Origin of the sequence: Bradyrhizobium sp. 1, from assembly GCF_023073315.1 — a bacterium.
Lineage (GTDB): Bacteria > Pseudomonadota > Alphaproteobacteria > Rhizobiales > Xanthobacteraceae > Bradyrhizobium.
Genome location: NZ_JADPJH010000014.1, coordinates 317,987 through 343,722 on the forward strand (window position 1 = coordinate 317,987; position 25,736 = coordinate 343,722).

Annotated in this window: 21 protein-coding genes and 1 pseudogene; 6 read left to right on the top strand and 16 right to left on the bottom strand. The window is 65.2% G+C overall.

Going from position 1 to position 25,736, the window contains the following annotated elements:
* Positions 1-52: 52 nt before the first annotated feature.
* Positions 53-1,297: an MFS transporter gene (locus IVB29_RS10145; RefSeq protein WP_247503250.1), complete on the top strand. Its 1,245-nt coding sequence runs from the start codon at positions 53-55 to the stop codon at positions 1,295-1,297.
* 50 nt (positions 1,298-1,347) lie between these two features.
* Here IVB29_RS10145 and IVB29_RS10150 read toward each other — a convergent pair whose 3' ends face one another.
* On the bottom strand, positions 1,348-2,607 hold the full coding sequence (locus tag IVB29_RS10150) for an adenylate/guanylate cyclase domain-containing protein (RefSeq protein ID WP_247503251.1): 1,260 nt from the start codon (positions 2,605-2,607) through the stop codon (positions 1,348-1,350).
* Positions 2,608-2,772: 165 nt separating this feature from the next.
* On the opposite strand from IVB29_RS10150, the gene IVB29_RS10155 reads away from it, so the two are divergent.
* Positions 2,773-3,930 (top strand): MFS transporter, encoded by a 1,158-nt coding sequence (locus IVB29_RS10155; RefSeq protein ID WP_247503526.1) that lies wholly within the window; start codon positions 2,773-2,775, stop codon positions 3,928-3,930.
* A gap of 31 nt (positions 3,931-3,961) precedes the next feature.
* Positions 3,962-4,150, top strand: a complete 189-nt coding sequence (locus IVB29_RS10160) for a hypothetical protein (protein ID WP_247503252.1) — start codon at positions 3,962-3,964, stop codon at positions 4,148-4,150.
* Positions 4,151-4,183: 33 nt separating this feature from the next.
* On the opposite strand, the gene IVB29_RS10165 is transcribed toward IVB29_RS10160, so the two are convergent.
* The 5 genes from IVB29_RS10165 to dmeF all read right to left on the bottom strand — a co-directional run bounded on the left by IVB29_RS10165 (position 4,184) and on the right by dmeF (position 10,140).
* Positions 4,184-6,247, bottom strand: coding sequence for a methyl-accepting chemotaxis protein (locus IVB29_RS10165; RefSeq protein ID WP_247503253.1), 2,064 nt, complete (start codon positions 6,245-6,247; stop codon positions 4,184-4,186).
* Between the two features lie 76 nt (positions 6,248-6,323).
* Positions 6,324-7,037 carry a hypothetical protein gene (locus IVB29_RS10170; RefSeq protein WP_247503254.1) on the bottom strand — a complete coding sequence of 238 codons (714 nt, stop codon included), beginning with the start codon at positions 7,035-7,037 and terminating at the stop codon, positions 6,324-6,326.
* 275 nt (positions 7,038-7,312) lie between these two features.
* On the bottom strand, positions 7,313-8,191 hold the full coding sequence (locus IVB29_RS10175; protein WP_247503255.1) for a DMT family transporter: 879 nt from the start codon (positions 8,189-8,191) through the stop codon (positions 7,313-7,315).
* Between the two features lie 81 nt (positions 8,192-8,272).
* Positions 8,273-9,100: an N-acyl homoserine lactonase family protein gene (locus IVB29_RS10180; RefSeq protein WP_247503256.1), complete on the bottom strand. Its 828-nt coding sequence runs from the start codon at positions 9,098-9,100 to the stop codon at positions 8,273-8,275.
* An 86-nt stretch (positions 9,101-9,186) separates the two neighbouring features.
* Positions 9,187-10,140 carry a CDF family Co(II)/Ni(II) efflux transporter DmeF gene (gene dmeF, locus IVB29_RS10185; protein ID WP_247503257.1) on the bottom strand — a complete coding sequence of 318 codons (954 nt, stop codon included), beginning with the start codon at positions 10,138-10,140 and terminating at the stop codon, positions 9,187-9,189.
* 195 nt (positions 10,141-10,335) lie between these two features.
* Here dmeF and IVB29_RS10190 point away from each other — a divergent pair, with 195 nt between their 5' ends.
* Together IVB29_RS10190 and chrA are read left to right on the top strand one after the other, a co-directional pair.
* Positions 10,336-11,154 carry a chromate resistance protein ChrB domain-containing protein gene (locus tag IVB29_RS10190; RefSeq protein WP_247503258.1) on the top strand — a complete coding sequence of 273 codons (819 nt, stop codon included), beginning with the start codon at positions 10,336-10,338 and terminating at the stop codon, positions 11,152-11,154.
* On the top strand, positions 11,154-12,542 hold the full coding sequence (gene chrA, locus IVB29_RS10195) for a chromate efflux transporter (protein ID WP_247503259.1): 1,389 nt from the start codon (positions 11,154-11,156) through the stop codon (positions 12,540-12,542). Before IVB29_RS10190 ends, chrA begins: the two co-directional genes overlap by 1 nt.
* A 26-nt stretch (positions 12,543-12,568) precedes the next feature.
* Here the strand turns inward: chrA and IVB29_RS10200 are convergent, their stop codons facing one another.
* The 3 genes and pseudogenes from IVB29_RS10200 to IVB29_RS10210 all read right to left on the bottom strand — a co-directional run bounded on the left by IVB29_RS10200 (position 12,569) and on the right by IVB29_RS10210 (position 14,731).
* A complete protein-coding gene (locus IVB29_RS10200) occupies positions 12,569-13,258 on the bottom strand; it encodes an L-2-amino-thiazoline-4-carboxylic acid hydrolase (RefSeq protein ID WP_247503260.1) in 690 nt (229 codons plus the stop codon).
* Between the two features lie 27 nt (positions 13,259-13,285).
* Positions 13,286-13,671: pseudogene (locus tag IVB29_RS10205) on the bottom strand (RidA family protein).
* A 1-nt stretch (position 13,672) separates the two neighbouring features.
* Positions 13,673-14,731, bottom strand: a complete 1,059-nt coding sequence (locus IVB29_RS10210) for a VOC family protein (RefSeq protein WP_346731275.1) — start codon at positions 14,729-14,731, stop codon at positions 13,673-13,675.
* Here IVB29_RS10210 and IVB29_RS10215 point away from each other — a divergent pair.
* Positions 14,672-15,298 carry a LysR family transcriptional regulator gene (locus tag IVB29_RS10215; RefSeq protein ID WP_247503527.1) on the top strand — a complete coding sequence of 209 codons (627 nt, stop codon included), beginning with the start codon at positions 14,672-14,674 and terminating at the stop codon, positions 15,296-15,298. The two genes, IVB29_RS10210 and IVB29_RS10215, sit on opposite strands and share 60 nt — an antisense overlap.
* A 21-nt stretch (positions 15,299-15,319) precedes the next feature.
* On the opposite strand, the gene IVB29_RS10220 is transcribed toward IVB29_RS10215, so the two are convergent.
* The 7 genes from IVB29_RS10220 to IVB29_RS10250 all read right to left on the bottom strand — a co-directional run bounded on the left by IVB29_RS10220 (position 15,320) and on the right by IVB29_RS10250 (position 25,570).
* Complete coding sequence (locus IVB29_RS10220; RefSeq protein WP_247503262.1) at positions 15,320-16,864, bottom strand: GMC family oxidoreductase N-terminal domain-containing protein; 1,545 nt, start codon at positions 16,862-16,864, stop codon at positions 15,320-15,322.
* A gap of 4 nt (positions 16,865-16,868) precedes the next feature.
* Positions 16,869-18,419: an ABC transporter substrate-binding protein gene (locus IVB29_RS10225; protein ID WP_247503263.1), complete on the bottom strand. Its 1,551-nt coding sequence runs from the start codon at positions 18,417-18,419 to the stop codon at positions 16,869-16,871.
* 278 nt (positions 18,420-18,697) lie between these two features.
* Positions 18,698-20,956 carry a DNA topoisomerase IV subunit A gene (gene parC, locus IVB29_RS10230; RefSeq protein ID WP_247503264.1) on the bottom strand — a complete coding sequence of 753 codons (2,259 nt, stop codon included), beginning with the start codon at positions 20,954-20,956 and terminating at the stop codon, positions 18,698-18,700.
* A gap of 228 nt (positions 20,957-21,184) precedes the next feature.
* Positions 21,185-22,192, bottom strand: coding sequence for an ABC transporter substrate-binding protein (locus tag IVB29_RS10235; RefSeq protein WP_247503265.1), 1,008 nt, complete (start codon positions 22,190-22,192; stop codon positions 21,185-21,187).
* Positions 22,189-24,294: an adenylate/guanylate cyclase domain-containing protein gene (locus IVB29_RS10240; RefSeq protein WP_247503266.1), complete on the bottom strand. Its 2,106-nt coding sequence runs from the start codon at positions 24,292-24,294 to the stop codon at positions 22,189-22,191. The genes IVB29_RS10235 and IVB29_RS10240 overlap by 4 nt, the downstream gene beginning before the upstream one ends.
* A gap of 69 nt (positions 24,295-24,363) precedes the next feature.
* A complete protein-coding gene (locus IVB29_RS10245; RefSeq protein WP_247503267.1) occupies positions 24,364-24,546 on the bottom strand; it encodes a hypothetical protein in 183 nt (60 codons plus the stop codon).
* A 10-nt stretch (positions 24,547-24,556) separates the two neighbouring features.
* Positions 24,557-25,570: a formylglycine-generating enzyme family protein gene (locus IVB29_RS10250; RefSeq protein ID WP_247503268.1), complete on the bottom strand. Its 1,014-nt coding sequence runs from the start codon at positions 25,568-25,570 to the stop codon at positions 24,557-24,559.
* Between the last annotated feature and the right edge of the window lie 166 nt (positions 25,571-25,736).

Here is a 25,736-nt window from a genome sequence, read left to right on the forward strand (position 1 = left end):
CCGTCCCCAGGGGTGAATACTGGCGCCAATCCGACTTTGCAGGAAATGAGCCATGTCAAATCCCCCGCGCCTCCCCGACACCTTCAGCCGCCTCGCCTGGTCCAACCTTGCCGCACAATCGGCCGAACAGATCGCGCTGGCCGCCGCCCCCATCGTCGCCGTGCTGACGCTCGGGGTCGCTGAAGGCCAGACCGGAATGTTGCAGACCGCCCTCACTTTGCCCTTCGTCCTATTCGCGATCCCGGCAGGCTTGCTCGCCGACCGCATCTCGCGCCGCTCGCTGATGGCGGGCGCAGAGGCGCTGCGGGCCGTAGCGCTCGCGGCCATCGTGCTGCTACTCGCACTCGGCGCGCTCAATCTGTCGCTGCTCGCGCTGCTCGGCTTCACTGCCGTGTGCGGCACCGTCGTCTACGGCGTGGCCGCGCCGGCGCTGGTGCCCTCGCTGGTGAGCGCGGAGCAATTGCCGGCGGCCAATGCCCGGATCGAACTTGCGCGCACCATCGCCTTTGCGAGCGGCCCTGCGCTCGGCGGCGCGCTGGTGGGATGGTGGGGTGCGAGTCTCGCCTTCGGCTTTGCCGCGGCGCTCTCGGCCATCGCCGTGGTATTGCTCTCCGGCATCTACGAGCCTTCGCGTGCACCCGTCCCGCGACGCCATCCGTTCCAGGACATCCGCGAAGGCGCAGCCTTCGTGTTGCGTCATCCGCTGCTGCGGCCGGTGTTCGTCACCCAGTTCATCTTCAACACCGGCTGGTTCCTCCAGATCGCGGTGTTCGTGCCCTACGCCGTGCGCCATCTCGGCCTGACCGCGGCCGGCGTCGGCACCGTGCTGACGATGTACGGAATCGGCATGGTGATCGGCGCGCTGTTCGCCACGCGTGTGATGCAGCGCATCGCCTTCGGCACCGTGGTCGGCCTAGGCCCGGTCACCGGCTTCGTTGCCGCGGTCGTGATGGCGCTGACGGTGATGGTCCCCTCGCCCTGGCTCGCGGGCCTCAGCTTCTTCCTGCTCGGCGTCGGGCCGATCCTGTGGGTGATCTCGACCACGACCCTGCGCCAGTCCGTGACGCCGCCGCGCCTGTTGGGGCGCGTCTCCGCCATCAACATCATGAGCTATGGCGCGCGTCCGCTCGGGTCGGCGCTGGGCGCGATCGTCGGCGGCCTCTGGAGCGCGGAAGCGTGCCTCTATCTCGCCGCTGCAGTGTTCGGCGTGCAGGCGCTGGTGATCTGGCTGTCGCCCGCGGTGGCGCTGGACCGGCAGCCAGCCATGGTGGGGGATGAAGCGGCGGCGCGGTGCTAGCCGCGTCGCCATTGCGATCGCAGTGACGGACTGTGTTGGGGCAGCCGGGCCTAATTCGCCAGGTACCGCTCGTAACTCCCCGTCACCGGCTCGCTCGCATCGACCTCGGGATCGAGCGTGTAGAGATCCTGCGCGCGGCCGATGCCGCGCAGCGCATAGCGGCCGGTGGAGACGAGATAGCGGCGGCCGGCGGCGTCCAGGCCCTTGTAGAACTCGGCTGACGCCAGCAGCTCGCGATCGACCGAACGGCTCATCGAGGCGATGCGGCTGACCTCGTTGACGGTCGGTCCCACCACGGTGAAATCGAGCCGGTCCTCGCTGCCGATATTGCCGTAAAAGACCTCGCCGACATGCAGGCCGATATAAGCCGACGTGGTGGGACGGCCGTTAGCTTCCCGCCGCTTGTTCAGCGCTGCGACGTTCTGGCGCAACAGATGCTCGGCACGCAACGCCGCACGTCGCGCATGCGCCATGTCCTCACCGGTGAACATCGCGAGCACGCCGTCACCGATCAGCTTCAGCACGTCGCCGCCGGCATCGTGGATCGCGTCGATCACGGCTTGGGCATAGTCGTTGAGGAACGGGATGATCTCGTCGGGGCCGATGCTTTCGCTGATTCCGGTCGAGCCGCGCAAATCCGAGTACCAGAGCACGGCGTTGATGCGCTCGGTGACGCCGCGCGAGATGCGGCCGCCCAGCACCTGCTCGGAGGCGCCGCGGCCGAGATAGACCCGCCCCAGCGTGCGCGCGATGTCGACCTGCTGCGCCGACTTGATCGCGAGCCCCAGCACCGGCACGAGATCGCGTAGTGCCACGAGCTCCGGCTCGGAGAAGCCGCTGTCGCGGCGCGTGGTCCAGCAGGAATAGAGGCAATCCATCTGCCCGAGCGCGCCGGTCTCGCCGAAGCGGTGCACGAAGGCGAGATAGTGCCGGTGGCCGTTTTCGGCGAGCTCGCCGATCTGCGAGAAATCGAGCGAGGGCGCGTCGGCGAGATCGATCACCATTTCGTCCTCGCCATGCTCGAGGAGACGATAGAACACCGAGCGCCGCCAGTTCTTGGCCGCATCGCCCTCCGCCGTCGAGCCGTATTCGACAACGTCGCTCTCGTTGGTCGGCGTATCGCTCCAGCGGAAGGCGCGGCCCTCGTAGATCGGATGCAGCGTGTCGATGACGACGAGTCCGCGCGAGAGTTCCAGCCCCTCGGCGCGGCAGCGCTCGCAGAAGCCGCGCAGCAGCTCGGGTTCGGGCAGGCCGGTGAGCCCCTGGCCGGCCAACCAGTTCATCAACGCAAGGCGGGAGGTCAATTGCATGCGCCATTATGGCGTGCATTCGTGACGAGCGGAAGGCCGCGCGCAAACACTGCGCAAGCAAGGCTCCCGCCTGCAGCAGGTCGAACATGCCGCAGGCGCTGTTGACGCGCGTGAGCCGTGGCTGCAAATGGAACCGATGACACCGCCGACCAGAAACCCTGGACCATGAGCCAGCGCCAGCTTCCGATTATCCTGGCGCTCGGCACCACGCAGACCCTGGCCTGGGCGTCCAGCTATTATCTGCCGGCGCTGCTTGCCGATCCCATGGCACACGACCTCGGCATCTCCTCCAACTGGATCTTTGGCGCGTTCTCGGCCTCGCTGGTGATCTCGGCGATGCTCGGCCCGCGGATCGGGCGGCAGATCGACCTCGTCGGCGGACGGCAGGTGCTGTCCGCCTCCAATTTGATCATGGCCGCCGGCCTCGTCCTGCTCGGCTTCTCGCAAGCCGTGGCGGTCATGGCCATCGCCTGGCTCGTGCTCGGCATCGGCATGGCGATGGGACTCTACGACGCCGCCTTCGCCGCGCTCGGCCGCATCTACGGCACCGAGGCGCGCCGGCCCATCACCGGCATCACGCTGATGGCGGGCTTTGCCTCGACCGTCGGCTGGCCGCTCACCGCCTGGGGGCTCGCCCATATCGGCTGGCGCGAGACCTGCTTTGCCTGGGCCGCCGCCAATATCCTGATCGGCCTGCCCCTCAACTTCTTCATGCTGCCGACGATCAAGGGCGCCAAACAGGCGGCGGCGACGGCCGAGAAGCCTCATGTGCCGCTCGACCGCACCATGATCCTGCTCGCCTTCGTCTTCGCCGCGGCGTGGACGGTGACCGGTGCAATGGCCGTGCATTTCCCGCGCATCGTGGAGGCAACGGGCGCGACGCATGTCGAGGCGATCGCGGCCGGCGCGCTGATCGGCCCGGCACAAGTCGCCGCGCGCATCCTCGAAGCGAGCGTGCTCAGCCGCTTTCATCCGCTGTGGTCGACACGCCTTGCCTGCCTGACCCATCCGATTGGAGCGGCCGTCGTCGCCATCTTCGGCGGCGCTGCAGCGACTGCCTTTGCGCTGCTCCACGGTTCCGGCAACGGCATCCTGACGATTGCCCGCGGCACGCTGCCATTGTCGATCTTCGGCCCGAAGGATTTTGGCTACCGCCTCGGCGTCATCGGCGCGCCGGCGCGGATGGCGCAGGCGGTGGCACCGCTGGCCTTCGGCCTGCTGATCGATGTCATGGGCGCCAAGGTGCTGATGGTCTCCTCCGCGCTCAGCCTCTCGGCGCTGATTGCGCTGTTCCTGATCCGCGCCGAGAAGCGGCCGGATTGACCGCACGGCGGCTTTCGCGCACAAGCGGGCCATGACCGACAACAACAGCCCGCCCCGCACCTTCAAAGGACTCCTGCGCTGGGCAATGACGCCGCCGCAGGCCTGGGGCGTCTATCTCCTCGCCATCATCCTGGTGTGGCTGCTGTCGTTCTATGCCGGCATGCTGAAGCCGAAGAAGACGCCGGACGCTAGCCCGCCCGCGGTCACGGCACCGCGCTAGGGCCGCGTTAGCGCAAAGTCAGCAGCGGTTTTCTCAGGCGGCCCGAACGTCCTCAACAAAGCTGCCGACTTCGCTTGTCAGCTGCACGGCCTGTCGCGACAGACCGTCCGCCGCGCTCAGCACCTCGGTCGCCGCGACGCCCGTTTCCGTTGCCGCCTTGCTCACACCACCGATGGTCGCGGTCACGTCCTTCACCGATTGCGACGTCTGCTGAACGTTGCGGGCGATTTCCGCCGTCGCCACGCCTTGCGCCTCCACTGCCGTCGCGATCGCATGCGAGATCGAGCTGACCTCTTCGATCGTCCCGGTAATTCCGCGGATCGCGTCGACAGCCTCCTTGGTGGCAGCCTGAATTTGCGCGATCTGGGCCCCGATCTCTGCCGTCGCCGTCCCCGTCTGGGTCGCCAGCATCTTCACCTCGGAGGCGACCACGGCAAAGCCTCTCCCGGCATCACCGGCCCGCGCCGCTTCGATCGTCGCGTTCAAGGCCAGCAGGTTTGTTTGAGCGGCGATGGCCTGGATCAAGGTGACCACCGCGCCGATCTTCTCGGCACCCTCAGCCAATGTCTGCACGATCTTGTCGGTCCGCTGCGCATCGGCCACCGCCCGGCCGGTGATCGTCGAGGATTGTGCGACCTGGCGGCTGATCTCGCTGATCGATGCCGTCAGTTCCTCCGCCGCAGAGGCAACCGTGCTCGCACCCACGCTGGCTTCCTCGGCGGCCGCCGCGACGGTTGTCGCCTGCCCCTTGGTCTGCGTCGCGGTCGAGGACATGGATCGCGCTGTCGTCTCGAGCTCGGTAGCTCCCGACGCCAGCAGCGCCACCATTGCCCCGGCCTTGGCCTCGAAATCGCGCACCAGGCCTTCGAGACGCGCCGCGCGCTTCTCTTTGACGATCCGCTCGGCGGCCTGTTCTCCAGCCAGTCGATTGGTGGTGGCCATGGCCTCTTTGAAGACCTGCACTGCGAGAGCCATGCCGCCGATCTCGTCCTTGCGGGCGGCGAAGGGCACCTCGGCCTCCTCGTTGCGGGCAAGCCGGGTCATCACCTCCGAAAGCTTCGAGATCGGCGTCAGCAAATGACGCACGAGCAGCACCGACGAAGCAGCTGATAATCCCAGAACGACCAGAATGGCTGCGCCAGCGAACAAGATGCCTCCCAGCCCGTTGGCCTCGTCCTGTTCGGCCACGGCCTGCGCGTCGCGCAAGGCGGCATCGCGGATGCCCAGCAGCGAGGCGTTCGCGCTCGTGGCGGACTTGCGCCAGTCATCCACCGATACCTCGTAAGGGGTGCCGTTGAATGCGGCCTTCGTCAGCCCGTCGCGCAGCGGCTTGTCCGAACCGAAGTAGCGATCCCTGGCGGCGCCGACGCTGGCCCGCGTGTTCTTGGGCGCATGAACGTCATCGCCGCGATCGAGGATCTCGGCCCAGAGCCGCGTCATCTGGCCGTTCGCGGCGTTCAATTCGTCCCGCTCAGCCAGCGTCGCCGGACGGCCGGACGTCACGAGCCCCGAAATCAACAGCGAGACCTGGCCTGCCGTCTGCCTGATCACCCAGCCCTTCTGCGCGACATCGAGCAGGTTTCCCGCCGTAGTGCTCAGCCGCATGGTCGCCTTGATGCCGGACTCCAGCAGTTCATTCAGGCTCGCCATGGCCTCGGCATAATCGCGCATGGCCTTGCCAGCGATGCCGCCGGGACGCTCAGCCAGCGGCTTCTGCCAGTAGGAAGCGGCCTCCGCGCGCGCGGCAGCGATCTTCGCGGCGGCGGCCTTCACCCGCTGCGTCAGGTCAGCATCGCCGCTGCCAAGCGCCTCCAGCTTTGCCAGCGCCTCGTCGCTGGTGCGGCGATTGTCGGCAAACTCCTTGAGCACCGCATCATCCGCTGCGGATTTCCCGAGCAGCGCCCGATTGACGGGACCCCGCTCGATGGTCAGGCTGCCAACGGCATCGAAGCCGGCGGTCAGACGGGTCTCCAGGGCGTGCGCCGCGATGGCGTTCTGGTAGGCGCCCCAGCGCTCGCTCAGTTGCAGGCCTGACGTCAGAACGACGACGCCCGACATCAGTGCCGCAATCGCAATACCCGACCGCTTGATAGACATGCCCCGCTCCTCATTCGCATCAAAGCCCGCGACGTCAGGGCCGGCCCCCGCCAGCCCTCGCGCCCCACACGTGCCCCTATTTCAGCTCGAACTCGACGAGCTCGACAGTCGATGTCCCTGCATTTCGCATCGTCCGCACGGGGCCCGCATTTTGCCACGCGAAATCGCCGTACTTCAGGTTGAGCTTGTGGTCCGGCTTCCCCTGCACGCCCTCGACCAGCACGCCACCCTGCACCACGATACGCACGCCAGGCGCAGCCTGCTGCATCGGCGGCGCAACCGCGCCCGGCGGCAGGATCAACCGCCACGCCTGAACACGGTGGTTGTCCATGACCGAGACGTAGGGCTCGGGGCGAGCCAGCGGCGAAAAGCGGCCGGGCTGAGAGTCGAATATTTCGAACCCCATGATCCGGAATTCGCTGGAGCCGACATTGGCGACCTGATGCACCGCCGGCTTGTTCGTGTAGTTGGTGAACAGCACTTCACCGACCTTGCGCGGCGTGATGACAGGCTTGCCTCCGAGCGGCGTCCCCTCCGCATCCGAGACGGCCATGTACACCTGGGCAAAGTCCCTGATGTGCCGGTGATATGCGGCAATCTGTCCGGGCGGGATCGTGACATTCATGAACTGCAGATATTCGTTGCTGAACGTCTGATCGTGAAAGCTCGCAAACTCGATCGGAACGATGTCGGGATCGCCCGCGGCGCTCGCTCGTCCCGGCAGGGCGGTCGCTCCGAGCACCGCGCAACAGCCGCACAAGAACTGACGCCGTCCGATCGAATTCCGCATGTCCCTGTCGTCCTGTTGAGTGATGCACGCTTGCATGCATATCGGCCGAATCTTTAAAGCACGCTTAAGTGGAAGCCTGATCGGGATTTCAGAAATGCATGGCCCGACTCTGCGAACGGCATGCCTGCTAGAGCGTCGACGATACCGCTGCTGAAACGATGAGCATGACGATAGCCCCATTCTGCTTTCGCCTGCATTGGGCGGCACGGTGTACTCGGGCGCGTGCGACTATCCGTAAAACTCCGGCGACACTTTGAGCCGTCATACGGAGCTGATTACGCCGTCTTCGCCTCGCCGGTCGCAATCCAGATGCCGGCGAAGACGGCAATCAGCCCGATCAGAAGATTCGGCGTGATCGGCTCCCCGATCAGCAGCGCCGCCAGCAAGGTCGCGGCGATCGGATTGACGGTCATGGTATTGGCGACACGGGTCGGCGTCGCGCGCGCCAGCGCCATGACCCAGAGGATGAAGGCGAGCGCGCCGCCGCCGATGCCGAGATAAATCCCGGCGATCCACTGCGCGCTCGTGAAGTGATCGAGCGCCGCAAAGCTGCCCTTCGCCAGCCCCGCCAGCACCAGCACGGCGGCGCCCGCCCCCATGCCGACCGTGAGAAAACCGAGCGCGCTCGAGCGCTGCATCAGCGGACGCGACAGCACGTTGTAGAACGCCATGCAGAACACCGCACCGGTCATGATCAGCTCGCCGCGCCAGGCTCCCGGCGGGCTCTGCGCGAGGCCTGCCGCGAGTGCTGCCGCCACGCCGAGCACGGCGATGCCGACGCCCATGATCTTGCGCGCCGTCAGCCGTTCCACGCCGAGGATCGCTCCGACCACCATGGTGTGGAGCGGCAGCGTCGCCAGCGCCAGGCTGGCGCGCGCCGCGGTCGTGTAGGATACGGCAATGTTGTAGAGGATGAAGAACAGGCCGAAGAAGCAGATGCCGAGCAGCGCCACCGCCGGCCAGTCCGATCGCTGCGGCCAGCGTACCCGGAGCAACAACGCACACGGCAGCAGGCAGAGAAACCCGATCCCCCAGCGCAGGATCGCGAGTAAAATCGGATCGGCGCCGCCGACGAGATAGCGGGTGATCGCCGCGGCGGTGCCACCGAGGCTGCTCGACACCAGCGCGATCGCGACCCCGGCCCACTCTCCCACGATCATCTCCTGTCGCGGCGGTTTGGCGGGCCCTAGCACGGTGCTGCTGCCAGCCTCATGGCAGCAGCACCATTGCGAGCGTCAGTCGTAAAACTCCGGCGCCATCTTCTGGCTGTCGCGCTGGGCCTTGTCGTGATTGATCCAGAGCTGCGCCTTCTCCTTGGCGAGCGTATCAGCGATCTTCTGCATCGAGGCCGCACTCATCTCCTTGTTGGCATTCATGCTGGGGACGCGGCGATTATCCCAATTGTCCTTGAAGTGCACGGCATCGCCGGACAGGATCACCGCGCCGGTCTTCGGCAGCTTCACCAGCAGCGACTGGTGTCCCGGCGTATGGCCGGGCGTCGACAGAATGGTCACGCTGCCGTCGCCGAACACGTCCTTGTCGCCCGCGAGTTGCTCGACCGGATGCGAGGGCTTGAAGCGCGGCTCGTTGTTGGCGCCGGGCCAGTCATATTCGGCCTTCTGCACGTAGAGCGTGGCCTGCGGGAACAGCTCGACATTGCCAGTGTGGTCGGGATGGGTGTGCGAGACCGCCATCGTCTTGACGTCGTCGGGCTTGACACCGAGCTGCTCGAGCTGGGCGGCAAGCGTCTTCGGCCTGCGCCAGGTCACGGCCTTGGGATCGGCGGGCGCGAGGCCGTTGGGCATGGAAGCGACGGAATCGGCGATGCCCGTGTCCCACAGGAACCAGCCCTTGCTGTGCTTGATGAGATAGCAGCTGTCGACGAAGTCCATCGTCTTGCCCTCGTTCAGGCCGGGCGTCCAGCGCGAGATGTCGCCGGCAGTGCCCTCCCCGCAATTGAGGACGTAGAGCCTTTCGACGCCGGTCTTTTCCGATTGCGCGAGCGCCGTCTGGCCGGACAGCGTGAGCGCAACGATGGCGAGAGCGAACTTGATCCTCGGCATTGGTCCCTCCTTGGCGAGCTTTTGGGTCGGCTGCGACCGAGGATCAACCCCGGCCGCGCCGCAGAATTCCGCCTTCGCGGATCACATCAGTGCGGACAGGTCTCGACCTCGACGGTGACGTGGCTCAGCCCCTTCAGCCCGGCGAGCCGCCTCTTGTAGACCGCCGGCTGCTTCGGCTCGTCCGACACCACCGACACCAGCACCGCGCAATGGCCGGGGCCGACCTGCCACAGATGCAGATCGGTGACACGATCATCGCCGACTTCCATCCGCGCCCGGATCACCCGCTCCAGCTTCTCGTCGGCGCGCACGTCGAGCAACACTGCGCCTGAGGTCTTGATCAGGCCGAACGCCCAGCTCGCGATCACGGCACTGCCGATCAGGCCGACCGCCGGATCAGCCCAGACCCACCCCGAATACATGGCGACGACGAGCGCACCGATTGCCAGCACCGACGTCGCGGCATCCGCCATGACGTGGACATAGGCGGCGCGAAGGTTGTTGTCGTGATGATGGTGGTGATCATGGTGGTGGTCATGATCGTCGTGATCATGATGCGCATGGCCGTGGTGGTGATGATCATGGTTGTCCCGCAGCAGCCACGCGCTGGCGAGATTGACGCACAGCCCCAACCCGGCAACCGCAATGGCCTCGCCATAGACGATCGGTATCGGCGTAAACAGCCGCAGCACGCTCTCATAGGCAATCTCGACCGCAATCAGTCCCAGGATGATCGCGCTGGAGAAGGCGGCGAGATCGCCGAACTTGCCGGTACCGAAGCTGAAATGCGAATTGCCCAGATGCCGGCGCGCGAAGCGATAGGCGAAGGCGGCAATGCCGAGCGCCGCCGCATGCGTGCCCATGTGCCAGCCATCGGCGAGCAGCGCCATCGAGCCGAACAGCGAGCCCGCGACGATCTCGCCGACCATCATGACCAGCGTCAGGACGACCACGAGCCAGGTGCGCCGCTCGTTCTCGTCGTGCTCGTCGCCCAGGAAGGCGTGGTCATGGGTCCATTGGTCAATGGAGTGGGAATGCATTGAAAAATCTCCGAAAGGTCCGGTCCGTTGACCCGCAATATAGGCCCGCGGGGCCTCTGGGCAAAATCAATGAAACGAGCGGATTGACAGCCCGGCGCGGTTTCGTGGTAATGAAGCTCATGGGGATTTGAGCGATCTCCCCACGAGGCGACATGCCCAAGTATCGCGTCCCGTTGTTTTTCACGAGGGCGCATCATGTCTTCCTACACCACAATATCGTCTGACAAACTGGTACGGTTGATCGGCACGGCGAATAGCCCTGTCCTGATCGATGTGCGCACGGACGAGGACTTTGCTGCCGACCGGCGGCTGATCCCGGGCTCCATCAAGCTCAGCCACGACAATGTTCCCGACTGGGGCGGCGAATTCGCCGGCCGCTCCGCCATCGTCTCCTGCCTGCGCGGCGCAAAGCTCGCGCAGGGCACGGCGGCCTGGCTCAGGCAGCTCGGGGTTCAGGCCGAGACGCTGGAAGGCGGCTTCGAGGGCTGGAAGGACGCAAAGCTGCCGCTGCTCGACACCCGCAAGCTGCCGCCACGCGACACCAAGGGACGCACCGTCTGGGTGACGCGGGCGCGGCCCAAGGTCGACCGCATCGCCTGCCCGTGGCTGATCCGGCGCTTCGTCGATCCAAATGCAGTGTTCCTGTTCGTGGCGCCCTCCGAGGTGGTCGCCGTCGGCGAACGCTTCAACGCGGCGCCCTTCGACATCGAGAACGTGTTCTGGAGCCACCGCGGCGAGCTCTGCACCTTCGACGTGATGATCGAGGAGTTCGGCATCGCGAGCCCAGCTTTGCTCAGGCTCGCAACGCTGGTGCGCGGCGCCGACACCGCGCGGCCCGACCTCGCCCCGGAAGCGCCCGGCCTGCTCGCGGCCTCGCTCGGGCTGTCGCGGATGTATGACGACGACCTCGAACAACTCGAGGCCGGCATGCTGCTCTACGACGCGTTCTATCGCTGGTGCCGGGACGCCACCGGCGAGACGCACAACTGGCCGACCAACAAGGTGAAGGCGTAATGGATATCCGCGCCACTCAAATGGAAGGAGCTGATGCCGGTCACGGCATCAGCTTCAACGAGGCTTTCCGTGTCTGGCTCCGCGTCGCCTGTCTGAGCTTTGGCGGGCCCGCGGGCCAGATCGCGGTGATGCACCGCATCCTGGTCGAGGAGAAGAACTGGATTTCCGAGGGCCGCTTCCTGCACGCGCTGAACTACTGCATGCTGCTGCCGGGGCCGGAAGCGCAGCAGCTTGCGACCTATATCGGCTGGCTGATGCATCGCACCGCCGGCGGCCTGATGGCGGGCGGGCTGTTCATCCTGCCCGGCATCATCGCCATCATGGGCCTGAGCTACATCTACGCTGCTTTCGGCAATGTCAGTTTCGTCGAGGCGCTGTTCTTCGGGCTGAAGGCCGCCGTGCTCGCCGTCGTCGTCGAGGCGGTGTTTCGCGTCGGCAAGCGCGCACTGAAGAACCGCATCATGATCGCGCTCGCCGCGATCGCCTTCGTCGCGATCTTCTTCTTCGCGGTCCCCTTCCCGATCATCATCATCGCAGCCGGCCTGATCGGCTATGTCGGCGCCAAACAGGGCCGTCCCGAGTTCGCGCCGGCCGGTCACGGCAACGGCGGCAACGGCGCCTTGGTCGACAGCATGCTCGGCGAGGCCGTGCCCGATCACGTCCGCCCCGACACCGGCCGCACGATCCGCGTCGGCGCATTGTGGCTAGCGCTGTGGCTGGTACCGGTGATCGCGATATTGCTCGCCCTTGGCCAAGCCAACGTGTTCAGCCAGATCGCGCTGTTCTTCTCGAAGATGGCGCTCGTCACCTTCGGCGGCGCTTACGCCGTGCTGGCCTATGTCGCCCAGCAGGCGGTCGAGCATTATCACTGGCTGAAGCCGCACGAGATGCTCGACGGCCTCGGCATGGCCGAGACCACGCCGGGCCCGCTGATCATGGTGCTCCAGTTCGTGGGCTTCATGGCCGCCTACCGCGACGCCAGCGGCCTGTCGCCGATGCTCGCGGCCACGCTCGGCGGGCTGCTCGCGACCTGGGTTACCTTCACGCCCTGCTTCCTCTGGATCTTCGTCGGCGCCCCCTATATCGAGCGGCTGCGCGGCAACAAGGGCCTCGCCGGTGCGCTCAGTGCGATCACCGCCGCCGTCGTCGGCGTAATCCTCAACCTCTCGATCTGGTTCGCGCTGCACACGCTGTTCGGCGAGACCGTGCCGGTGCACGCCTTCCCGCTGAATTTCGACATGCCGGTGCTGACCAGCGTCGATGTGCCGGCGCTGGTGCTGGCGATCGCGGCGGCCACCGCGATCTTCCGGTTCAAGCTGGGCATGCTGACGGTGCTGGCGGGCAGCTGCGCGGCGGGTGTGATGCTGCGACTGGCGGGGGTAATCTGAGGCAGGAGCCCCTCGCTGTCGTCGCCCTAGCCCGACGACAGCCGCGAAAAGCGGAAATTGCAGTGGCTCGCGCCACCGGCCAACGTTTGCGTCCTTTCCAGGCGGATGCCTCGCGTTGCGTAGGCATCGAAATCAAGCCCGCAAATGTTCGGCAGGATTTCCTTGTCTCCACGGCGAGCCGCGAATTTACAGAAGCCGCAAGCCTTGTAGTCGATGCCGAATTCAAAATCGTCACCCGGGCCGGGCTCGACGAAATCGTAGACGAAATCTTCCGGAAACGCGTCCTGATGGCTGCTTGTCGCGCTCAACGCAGCCTGCTCGCGCAGCAAGGTCTGGTTCTCGGGCGACATGAACTGACGTCCTGAAGCAAGACGTTCCGCTTCGGGCTCCGTGAGTAATTGCGCCTTGTAGGTTTCCCGCTCGATCTCGCCGATCACCGGCAGCGGCACGCCGTGCCGCCGGAGCACGCGGCTGATCGCCATGAAGCCGATCAGACGCATGAAAAAATCGCTCATGCGGCTTGCCGCGCCGCCGACATAGGGCATCTGGGTGAGCACGATCTCGAATTCGGCCATCACCTCATGCCGGATACCGTCAAGCGCCGATAGATATGCGCGCTCGCGCAACATCGCCTCGGCAAGGTCGAGCCGATGGCGCATGGCGGCCTCCATGGCGCCGCGATGCGCCTCGTAAAAGCGGTGGATCATCTCAGCCATTGGATACCTGACACAATTAGCCTGGGCTCATTCCGCAGCAATCGCCTCGATCTCCAGCAACCATTTACTGTCGACGGTCTCGACGATCACGACCGTCAACGTCGGGCAATGCTCGCCGAGCACCTTGCGACGAATGATGCGGTTGGGCACGAGTTGAGTCCGACCGGTCAGGAACGTCGTGACCTTGACGAGATGCTCGACGCCGAGGCCGGCAGCGGCAAGCACTGCGATGACGTTGCGCCAGGCCTGCTCGCATGCGCTTCAAATCCCTCGGGCACGACGCCGTCGGATTCCTCGGGCACCTGGCCGCTGACGAACAGCAGGCGGCGATGCTGGGTGAGCTCAACGCCCATGCTGTAGCCACCAGCGGGCGGGCAGACCGTTGCGGGATTGTGGGTGAGGATGTGCGCCATGTCAGTTTGCTCCCTGCTCGACGAACTCCAGCACCAGACCATGCGTGGCGACGGGTGGGATCAGCAGCGCACCGCCGGTCATCGCGAAGCTGACACCGTTGCTCTCCAATGCCTGCCGCGTTGCATCGAGATCGGCGACCGCGAGACGCGCAGCGCAAAAGCGCGGCGAGGAGCTGCTTGCCAGGCCCGGCAACCGGCGCGCCAGCTCGGAGTGGCCGAGCAAATTGATCCGGTTATGATCGTCGCCGACCGTCAGCCGGCCCGGCGCAAGCTCGGCTGGGCACTCCATGAGGCGCTCGAGGAAATCGCGGTGTGCCGCCGGCTCCTCGGCCGACATCACGACCTCGATCACGCGTGAGGTGCCGTTGGCGTGCCGCTGATACTCCGGCTTCCAGAACAGTTCCGGTGGGTGACGCTGCTGGCAGGTAAAGAACGCGATCCCGGGCATGGCGGGATCGGTGGCAAAGGCCAGGGAAAATGCAACGCGTGCCGTGCCTCCATCGGGCAGCGCCGCGTCGCGGCCAAAATCGAACGGCGCGTAGGCCCCAATGCGATTGGCTCTGAAGCGTGCGGCATCGGCATGGGCGTCGGTGCTGTGCAAGACCAGCATCGACATGCCTTCGGCGCTCTTCAGAAAATCCCGATTGTGGGCCGCGAAGCTAAAATGGCCGGGCGCTGCTGCGGGCACCAGCGCCTCGTCAGTGACGGCCAGCAGCTCCACGAAATTGTCGGCGAACTGCGCAAGGCGATTGCTGGTTCCAAACGGGTGCACACCTGTTGGCGTGAGCTTGAAGCCGAGCTTCTGCCAATCCAGCGCAGCCTGTTCGAGATTGCGGACGCAAACGACGAGATGATCGAGGCGACGGGGCATGGGGGTTCTCCGGATTGCGGACCGACCGTATCCGGCAACATCGCCGCGGTGCAAAGCATCATTCCTGCGGTTCAGCGCAAGAAAATCTATTGCAAGGCCACGGCCCATCGGTGTCAAACTTGCGGTACGATGACCTACACTCTTCCCCCACTCAACGCGCTCCGCGCTTTTGAGGCCGCCGCGCGCCATCTCAGCTTCAAGCTCGCCGCACACGAGCTGCACGTGACGCCCGCCGCGGTGGGACAGCAGGTGAAAGCGCTGGAGGCGCGCCTCGGCGTCCCCCTGTTCGAGCGGCTGCATAAGCAGCTCGTCCTCACCGCGGCGGGTCAGGCCTATCTACCGGGGATTTCCGATGGTTTCCGCCTTATTGCGGACGCGACCTCGCAACTGAAGCCAGCCGGTGCGGTGCTGCTCCAGCTGGGGGTCCATGGCGCCTTCGACCTGCGCCGCCTCGCTTTGGCGGAATTTCGCAGCACGCATGCGGACATCGGTTTGCGGGTGCTGCAGCCCGCCGGCCTGCACGAACTGGTCGAGGGCAAGGTCGATTTGCTGATCGCGCGCGGTCTCGGTCACCATCCGGGCTATCGCTGCGACCGGGTCAATGAGGGAGCGGGTCTCGACGATTGGCTGATTGCGCCAGAAGGCACTGCGGATTGTCCTGAAATCGTCAGCTTCCGCGAATGGCTGCGCGCCGTATCGGCTGAGACTTCGCTCCCAAATCGTCGCCCTCGCCTGGTGGGCTCCGCCGGAAGCTGAGGCAACCCGCGAAGCCGACGCTTACCGCATCATCATCCGCGCGATCGCTTCGCCAATCACCACCGTCGTGAAGTGCGTGTTGGCGCGGCAGTCGGACGGCATGATCGAGGCGTCGGCGACGCGCAGACCCGCAATGCCTTTCACGGTACCATCGGGATTGACCACGCCATCGGGGTCGCCAATTCCGGTCATGCGGCAGCTGCCGGCGGCGTGCTGGATGTCACCGGTTTCACGCCGCAGCAGCGCGTCGAGCTCGTGATCCGGCAGGCTAGCTGCCTGCGGCAGTGTCAGATCGGTGTCGATGAGCCTGATCCAGTCGGCGATACCGGCCAGCGCCGGCTGCGAGGTGATCACGGCCAGCCGCTTCACCGCATCGATCATGCGCAGCATGTCGCGGGGATCGGCCAGCATGTTCTCCTCGACGATTGGATCGACCGCCGGGTCGGTCGAGGCCAATTTCAGCGTTCCACGAGAATAGGCGTTAAACAGGCCGGCGCCGATCGCGCCGGGCACGCCGACGCCGCGGTGATTGAAGGCGATCAGGATCATGTCGCGCTTGCCGCCATCGGCGAAGCCCGACGAATATGTCACGCAGCAATTGGTGTGACGGGTGTCGGGATCAGTCGGCCGCAGGTTTTCGTGGAGCTGGATCGTGGCGCGAAACAGCGGGTGGTCGAAGAAATGCCGGCCGACCGGCAAATCGCGCTCGACCGCGATCCCCATCGCTTTCAATTCCTCGGCTGGCCCAATGCCCGAGCGCAGCAGGATCGCCGGGCTATGGATGGCACCGGCGCAGAGCACGATCTGGCGTGCGCTGATCTCGTGGGTGCCCTGTCCCTCGATGTGGACAAGAAGCCCGGTCGCACGGCCGTCGCTGATCAGGACGCGATCGACCAGCGCATGCCCGCGGATTTCCAGATTGGCGCGGCCGCGGGCGGGCTCGAGATAGCCCTCATTGGTGGTGATGCGGCGGCTGTCGCGGCTGTTGATGGGATAGCAGGCGACGCCCTCTCCATCAGGACCGTTGACGTCGGCGCACCAGGGATAGCCGCTCGCCAGCGCGGCATCGCGCAAGCCACGATCGATCGGCCCCCATTTTTCGGGCGGTGCGCGATAGACCGGCAGCGGTCCGCCGCGGCCGTGGCCTGCGGCGTCGCCGAACTCAAAATCGTCCTCGATCACCGAGAACAGCGGCATGACCTCTTTCGCCGACCAGCCGGTGCAGCCATTGGCGGCCCATTCGTCGAACGCATCGGCGACGCCGCGGATCGCAATCTGGCCGTTCATCATCGACGAGCCGCCGAGCCCCTTGCCGCGCCAGTAGAAGCGCGGCTCCTGGCCCGCCACGCGGCGCGTCATGAGATCAGGCCACTGCCATTTCTCCTGATATTCGCGCTTGTGGATGATCGGGATCGGGTTCGGCGTCCTCACTTCCCAGGGCGCTTCATCAGCGCGCCAGTCCAGCCCCGCTTCGAGCAGCAGGACGCGCCGCGCGGGATCCTCGGAAAGCCGGGCCGCAACAGCGGCGCCGGCGGAGCCGCCGCCGACAACAATGACATCGTACATCGCGTTATTTCTCAACGTTCCAGAACACCGGGATGGCGGACGGTATCAGATTGCGGAGCGTCGCGCGATAAAGCGCCGGCTGGGCGAACTGGCCCCACGGGATTGCGGGCGCCTGATCGTACATGACGGACTGGATCTCGCCCGCGATCTTCTTGCGATCCTCCTCGGCAGGCGCCTTGGCGAAGGCCTCCATCAGCGGCGTGATCCGCGCGTCGCACTGCCATCCCGTGAAGTCGACGCAGTTGAAGGCGACCATGACGTTGGTCAGCGGCGAGCCCAGATCAAAGCCGCCGGCGTGAACGCCATACACGCTCCAGCCCTCCTTCTTGGCGCGGCGCGCCAGCACGCTTGCCCAGTCCATCACCTGCAAATCGACATTGAACCCGGCCTGCTTCAGCCGCTCGGCCAAAACCTGCGCCGAGACGCGCGGCGCTTCGAGATCGTTGGCTTCCATGACGACGACGGGCTCGCCTGCATATTTGGTCGCCTTCAGCGCGGCCTTCGCCGCCTCGATCGACGGCTTGGCGGCTACTTCCGTGCCGGCCTTGCTGTCATAGGTGGTGCCGCATGTGAAGTACGTCGCGCAAGGCGTGGCATATTTGGCATCGAGGCCGAGCGCATCCAGCACTTCGCGCTGGTCAATCAGCTTCCACAGCACGCGCCGGATCGCGGGATCGTCGAACGGCTTCGATGCCGCGTTGAGACGATAGGCGCCGGCGAACATGTTGCCCCCGGTGAAGTTGACCAGTTTTACGCGCGAGTTCTTCTCGAGCGCCGGCAGCAGATCGAACGGCGCATATTGCATGAAGTCGATCTCGCCGGCCTGGAGGGCGGACGCCGCGGTCGCGCCATCGGGGATGACGCGGATCTCGAGCGTGTCGACGTTGACGCGCTTGCCGCCGGCGAGGAAGTCGGCGGGCTCGGGGCGCGGCACATAATCGGCGAACTTCTTCAGCACCATGCGATCGCCGGTGCGATGATCGGCCTTGCTGTAAACAAACGGGCCGGAGCCGATGATCTCCGTGATGCGCTGGTCGCCGGGCGTCTTGGCAATACGCTCCGGCATCATGAAGGCGACCGGGCTGACGGGATTGCCGAGGGCGTCGATGACGAGGCCGGACGGCTCCTTCAGCGTCAGCACGAAGGTTTTCGCATCGGTCGGCTCGAGCGAGGCCGTGATTGCAAAAATGCGGCGGCCGAGTGCGCTGCGGGTGCCCCAGCGGCGCAGCGAGGCCACGCAATCGGCCGCGGTGACCGGCTGGCCGTCATGCCATTTCAAGCCGTCGCGCAGTGTGAAGCTGTAGGTCAATCCGTCGGCTGAGACCTTCCAGTCCTGCACCATCTGCGGCTTGATGTCGCCCTTGGAATCCTTCGCGAACAGCGTGTCGAACACCATGTAGCCGAACGTGCGCGAAATATAGGCCGTGGAAAAATGCGGATCGAGCGTGACGATCTCCGCCTCGAGCACCGCGACGAGATTGCCCGCCGCATGCGCCGGCGTCGCGACAATCGCGAGTCCAAGCAACGCCGGAATGAAAGCCTTCAGTTTGAACATTGGTGTGTTTTTGCCTTTTGACTGAAACGTTGAAGTCGTCAGACAAAAGGCAATGTTCGTGCCCATAAGGCCGAAACACGTATGCGTTCACGACTATCTGCCGCGCGTTTGCGGCGATGCGCACCTTGAGTTGGAGAGCGACACTCCCGCATCTCGTCATTGCGAGCGCAGCGAAGCAATCCAGGCTGCCGCCACGGAAAGATTCTGGATTGCTTCGCTGCGCTCGCAATGACGTCGTGGATGCGGCTGCGCACCGCCTCCACTCGTCGCAGCCGCCCCTACCCGATCGCCCTGCCGAACTTGTTCGACTTCGGGAAACCCTTTGGCGGCAGGCGGCCGGCATCGCCGCGGTTGCCTTGCCACTCGGCAAGCTCCTTCATGGTCGCGGAGAATTCGCGGCCGGCGGAGTCCTTCCAGGTGAGGCCCGCCTTGGCCTCGAAGACGGCGACGTCGGAAAGACCGCCGTCCTTGTACTTCTGCAGCCGCGTACCGCGGCCGCGCGCCATCTCGGAGACCTGGTCGAGCGGGAAGATCAGCATCTTGCGGTTCTCGCCGATGACAGCGACGGTGTCGCCGATCACCTCGGTGACCGTGCGGGCCTCGTTCGGCATGTCGACGTTGAGGACCTGCTTGCCCTTCTTGGTGGTGCCGACGCAATCGTCCTCGTTGACGACAAAGCCCTGGCCCTCGTGGCTCGCGACCAGGAATTTGCGTCCGCCCTTGTTGACGAACAGCGTGACCGGCGCGGCCTCAGGCTCGAGATCGATGAACTGGCGGATCGGCTCGCCGTGGCCGCGACCTCCCGGCAGCTTCGCCACGTCGATCGAGAAGAACTTGCCGTTAGTCGCGAACAGCAGCAGCTTCGACGTCGTCTCCGCGAAGAACGCGAAGCCGAGCTTGTCGTCCTGCTTGAAAGCGAGCCCCGAGAGATCCTCGACATGGCCCTTCAGGGTGCGGATCCAGCCCTTGTCGGAAACGACCACCGTCACCGGCTCGCGCTCGACCAAGGCTTCCTCGATCGCGGCGAGATCGTGCTCGGGCGCATCGGCAAAGGTGGTGCGGCGCTTGCCGAGCGGCGTCTTCGGCCCGAACATGTCGCGGACCTTGCCGACCTGCTCGCTGACCTTCTTCCACTGCTCGGGCTCGGACGCGAGCACCGCGTTGATGCCCTTGAGCTCGACGCGGAGGTTCTTGTCCTCGGTGCGGATTTCCATCTCCTCGAGCTTGCGCAAGCGGCGCAGGCGCATGTCGAGGATGGCTTCGGCCTGGACTTCCGTGAGCTTGAACGCCTTCATCAGCGCCGGCTTCGGCTCATCCTCGGTACGGATGATCCTGATCACCTCGTCGATATTCAGGAACGCGATCAGATAGCCACCGAGGACCTCGAGGCGGTTCTCGATCTGCGCCTTGCGATAATTGCTGCGGCGGATCAGGACGTCGCGCAGATGGTCGAGCCATTCGCGCAGGCACTCCGCGAGCCCCACCACCTTGGGCACGCGCCCCTTGATCAGCACGTTCAGGTTCAGCGGAATCTTGTTTTCGAGCTCGGTCAGCCGGAACAGCGATTCCATCATCAGCGCCGGATCGACGTTCTTCGATTTCGGCTCGATCACGATGCGGACGTCTTCGGCCGACTCGTCTCTGATGTCACCGACCAGCGGCAGTTTCTTCTGATCAAGCAGCTCGGCGATCTTCTCGATCAGGCGCGACTTCTGCACCAGAAAGGGGATCTCGGTGACGACGACGACCCAGACGCCTCGCGCGCCCTCTTCCTGCTCCCATCTGGAGCGGACGCGGAACGAGCCCCGGCCGGTGGTGTAGGCCTCAGCGATCGCCTGCTTGGAATCGATGCAGATGCCGCCGGTCGGAAAATCCGGGCCCTTCACCCACTTCAGCAGCGCCTTGGATTTCGCGTCGGGTTTCTCGATCAGATGCAGCGCCGCGTCGCAAAGCTCCGCCGCATTGTGCGGCGGGATCGAGGTCGCCATGCCGACCGCAATGCCCTGCGCGCCGTTGGCGAGCAGGTTCGGGAAGCCGCCGGGCAGCACGACCGGCTCCTTCGACTGGCCGTCGTAGTTGGGACGGAATTCGACACCGTCCTCGTCGATGCCCTCGAGCAGAAGCCGCGCGACGTCGGTCATGCGCGCTTCGGTGTAGCGGTAGGCGGCGGGATTATCGCCGTCGATATTGCCAAAGTTGCCCTGGCCGTCGACCAGCGGGTAGCGCGAGGAGAAATCCTGCGCGAGACGTACCATGGCGTCGTAGATCGCTTGGTCGCCGTGCGGATGGAAGGAGCCCATCACGTCGCCGACAATTTTTGCGGATTTCTTGAAGGCCGTGCCGGGATCGAGCCTGAGCAGGCGCATGCCGTAGAGAATGCGCCGGTGCACCGGCTTCAGGCCGTCGCGTGCATCCGGCAGCGCGCGATGCATGATGGTGGAGAGCGCATAGGCGAGATAGCGCTCTTCCAGCGCTTCCCGTAGCGGCACATCGTGGATTTCGGCCGGCTCTTCCGGCGGAACTATTCGCTTGCCCATTAGGCCTTTACTTTCAAAGACTTCCGTTCAGTTTCTGGCTGGTTGCCAGAAAACGTAGCCAATTGCCCCCCTTGGGGCGCGATTCGGCCGGATATATAGCAGGCTCGACTCCGACATGCGCCCCTGCCCTGCGCCAGACGTGCCGGCCGAGTTATCCACAGGGCTTGCTGCCGCTCCGGGCGGTTGAGGGGTGCCGATCTCGTCACAAGGCCGCGACGGACCAAGCATTCACGCGACGGTTGAAAGATAGAGCTGCGTGTCGAAATAGTCGGACGCGCGCACCGATCCGGTGACGCCGGCCTCCGTCATGAAGAAGTCGCTGGCTTGCTGGAGCCACTTCACGACGGTTCCGTCCGAATAGAGTCGCCGCCATTCGCGCGAGGAATAGAGTTTTTGCGCCTTGAAGGCCTTGGCGATGTCGTCCGGCCGCGACTGCCGATAGCGGGACCGCTGCAAGGCCTCCGCCGCCACGGCCGGATTGCGGACCATGTGATCATTCGCATCCGTCCAGGCGCGGATGATCCGGCTCAGCACCTCCCTGTTCTCCGCATAGTAGTCGCGCCTCGCCGCCCATCCGCCCAGCACCGCCGACTGCGGGTAGAAGGCCGAGGCATCGACCAGCTTGATCGCATCCGGCACCGCCTGACGCACGGCGATGTTGAACGGCACCCAGAGCGCCACGGCCGGAACCTCGCCGGCAATGAACGCCTGGACCGCGGCGGGCATGCTGTGATTGACGATCTCGATCTCGGACGGGTTGATGTTGTTGGCGCGTAGCGCCCGGTCGAGAAAGATGTGCGCGGTGGTCTTTGCAGTCGTCGCGATCCGCCGTCCCCGGAGGTCGGCAAAGGTCTTCACCCCCAGCGTCGGCCGGACCCAAAGCTGCGCGGTCGCAATCTCGATGTCGTTGATCAGAAATCCCCGGCCCTGCCCGACCGCCAGATAGTTCGAGATCACGCCGCCGGCCGACACGACATCGAGCTGTCTTTTCCCCATCGCCTCGAAGACCTCGGGCCCGGTGTTGAATTCCTGCAGATCGAAATCGATGCCCTCCCGATCGAACGAGCCGCGATCAAGGCCGGTCCAGAGGTGTCCGTCCACGGCGACCACGTGGAGATAGCCGAGCCGCATTCGGGTGCGGGCCTGCGCGATGGCAGGCGCGTCGAATGCGGACGCAGCGGCCAGGACCGCTCCAAGCCGCAGCAATCGCCGGCGGCTGACATCGCGAGCACTCACGCCGCTTCTCCCGGGTCCCGCGCCGCGTTGCGAAACCGCCCGGCGTGATATTGCGCGATGCCGTCCCGGGGATAGTCGAGCAGGAAGCCCGAGAGACGAACCAGGGACGTCTCGCTCGCTCCCTCCTGCACGATCGAGACGAAAACCTCGTCCCAGCGCCGGCACATCGTGATCTCAGCCTCGTCCGCATGCGCGAGCACGCCGCGCAGCTCGCTGACCTCGATCGCCTCGGCAAATCCCTTCGGCCTGATGCTGTCGACGCTGCGGAACAGGAAAGCCTGCTCCGCGCGGGCGCGCACGGCCGCGCTGACCAGCACGTGCGTGCCATAGTTCTTGTTCAGGCCTTCGAGCCGCGATGCCAGATTGATGGTGGCGCCAAGCGCGGTGTAGTTCATCCGGTCGCTCGAGCCGATATTGCCGACAACGGCGTCGCCGACGTGAAGGCCGAAGCGGGTGTCGTAAGGCGGCCAGCCTTCGCGCCGAAACTCCTTGTTGAGCGCATCATTCGCGGAAAGGCATGCCAGGATGGCGCGGCAGGCATTGGCGGTGTGATCGGGATCATCCGCAGGCGCGTTCCAGATCGCCATCACGGCATCGCCGATATATTTGTCGATCGTGCCGTTGTGCCGCATGATCTCGTCCGACAGCGTCGCGAAATAGCGCGAGGTGAAGATCATCACCTGCGACGGGTCCGCACGCTCCGTCTTGGCGGTGAAGTCCGCGACATCGGTGAATAGCACCGTAACCTCGCGCCTGGAGCCGCCGAGGCTGAGCGCGGAGCCGGTCTCGATCAGCTGCCGCACGATCTGGCGCGGGATGAAGCTTGCAAAGCTGCGCACCACGCTACGCATGGTGAACACCGAGCGGCCAAGCTCTTCGATCTCGGCGATGACGGAATGGATGCGCGGCCGCTCCGCGATCTCGAACCGCTGGATCGCGTCGGTCTGCTCGACCAGCTTGCGCAGCGGCTGTGCCATCAGCGAACCCAGCCAGAACGCAAACGGGAGCGTGGCGCCGACGAAGGCGAGCGCCAGCGCAAACAGCGTGCGGCGCTCGCCGATGATCTGCGCATAGAACTCGTCGAGCGGCGCGACCAACGCCATGCGGATATTGGCCGAGCCGGCCGTCTCGAGCCTGTGAACCGCCGCCACATAGGTCCGGCCCGAGGCGTCGGCGAAGAATTGCTGGGCGGGCCCGCCGCTGCGCCAGGAACGGATGATCGGCATCAGTGCGGGAAGCTTGAGCGCGCCGATTTGCGGCAGGTTGTCCTGCCGCTCCGGGATCTCCGCCATCAGGCGGTTCATCTCGGGATGGCCGACAATACGCTCGGAATCGTCGAACAGAAAGGCCAGCCCCGATGGGCCAAGCTTCTGCTGCGCCAGCATGTCCTCGAAGCGGTTGAGCAGCACGTCGCCGGCGACGACACCGCGGCGGCCTTCCTTCAACGGCGTCCGCAGTGTGTAGCCGGGCTCGCCCGTGGCGTAGAAGACATAAGGCCCCGTCAGCAGGGTCTTGTCGTTCTTGAACGCCTCGACATACCAGGGCCGCTGCCGCGGGTCGTAACTCCCGGGTCCGGCGACCTCCGCGACTTGAATGAGGTTCTCGGACAGATACTGGGTCACCGGCGCGGCGCCCGCCGTGCGCGAGATCAGGACCAGCCGGAATGCCGCATCCTCGTCGACGTTCAGGCCCGCCCTGAAGGCCGGCTTGGCGCGATCGATCACATCCATCTCGATGAACGAACCATCCTCGTAGCCGACATAGAGATTGAAGAGCTGTGGATTGTTGCGCAGCATCGCCACCATCAAGCCGTAGAGCCGTGAGTTATCGGCGATGTCGGCCTCCTGGATCGCCGGCAGGCCGGATAAAATGTCGAGATTGTCGCGAACGTTCTTGAACTGCTCGTCGACGTGATCGGCACCTAACTGCACCACCTTCTCGGTGAACCCGGAGGCCGCCGTCTTCGTGATCACGGTGACGCGTTCGAAGCTGAGATAGACCAGCGTCAAACCCACAAGCAGCACGACACCCACGAACACCGTGATGATCGATGTCCGGAAGCCGATGCGAAGTTTGCGCTTGCTGGTCCTGTCTCCGGTCATCGGAGCTGTTGTAGCCTCCCCTCAGTATTTTTGATGATGGGCTTCGTCGCGACTGGCCCCGGGGGCAGCCTACGAGACGGCCGTTGCGGGGCTTACTGCCGGTGCTGGCGCGACCTTCTGCGCCTGGGCCAGGGCTTCCGAGCTCAGTGTCGCGGCGGCGACGATAGACGATGTTCCCAACAGGAGATTTCTGCGATCGATCGATTTGTCAGCCCGCGACTGGTTGTTGTTGTTCTCCAGTTCGCTACTCATTCGATACTCCCTAGGTTACTGCACGTCCTTCGTGTTCGTGTTGAGCGGCAAGGGGTGTCCGCACCACGCAGCGGAAGCCGACATGGCTGGTCGAAGTGTCGACCGGCTCGGCGTGGCGCGCGGCGGGGCGATAACGGCGGCAATAGTTCGGCGCACAGAGATGCGAGCCGCCTTTCAAGACTTTGCGCGGGATGCGGATGTTTGGTTGACATGGATCAAAGCTCGCATCCTCATGCCCGCCGCGCGGATTGCGTGGAATGCAACACGGCTTTGCCGCATCCGCGTGGTGCTTCGTCGACCACCAGTCCGAGGTCCACTCCCAAACATTGCCGATCATGTCGTACAGACCGTAGCCGTTCGGTGGAAAGGCCATGACCGGCGAGGTACGCTCGAACCCATCCTCGCCGAGATTCTGGACGGGAAAGTCTCCCTGCCAGATATTGGCCATGTGCTTGCCGCCCGGCATCAGCGCGTCGCCCCAGGCGAACTCCTCAGCCTCGAGACCGCCGCGCGCGGCGAACTCCCACTCTGCTTCCGTCGGAAGCTCTTTGCCGGCCCAGCGCGCATAGGCACTCGCGTCGCTGCAGGAGACGTGCACGACCGGGTGATCGTCGAGGCCCTTGATGTTGCTGCCGGGGCCATAGGGATGCCGCCAATTGGCGCCGCGCACGAAGCTCCACCACTGGCTCCAGTCGGTCAGGTCCGTGATGCGCGGCAGCGGCGAGAACACCAGCGAGCCGGCGTAAAGCATCTCGCTCAGCGCACCGGGATAGTCCCTGGGGTCGGGAACGATCTGCGCTTCGGTGACGTGGCCGGTGGCGTTGACGAATTGCTTGAACTGCCGGTTGGTGATTGGCGTTCGGTCGATCCAGAAGCCGTCGACGCAGACGCGATGGCTCGGCGCTTCCTCGGGATAGTGATGATCGGATCCCATGCGGAAGGTGCCGCCGGGAATGAAGACCATCTCTCCGGTCTTCACGTCATCCGGTAACCACTCGCAGTGACCCAAGTCCGCCCGCAGCATGCTGGAAACTCCGATACGCGGATCCCACCTGTTGCTACGGCACGGAATTCAGCAGCCGTCGATGACGGCAAATTGTTCGGCGCACTGGACGCATTGTCTGATCCCCTCTTCTTGGCGCCGAGGGCTGGAAATGCGGACCGCGAATTGCGTCAACATCTCTCCCTCT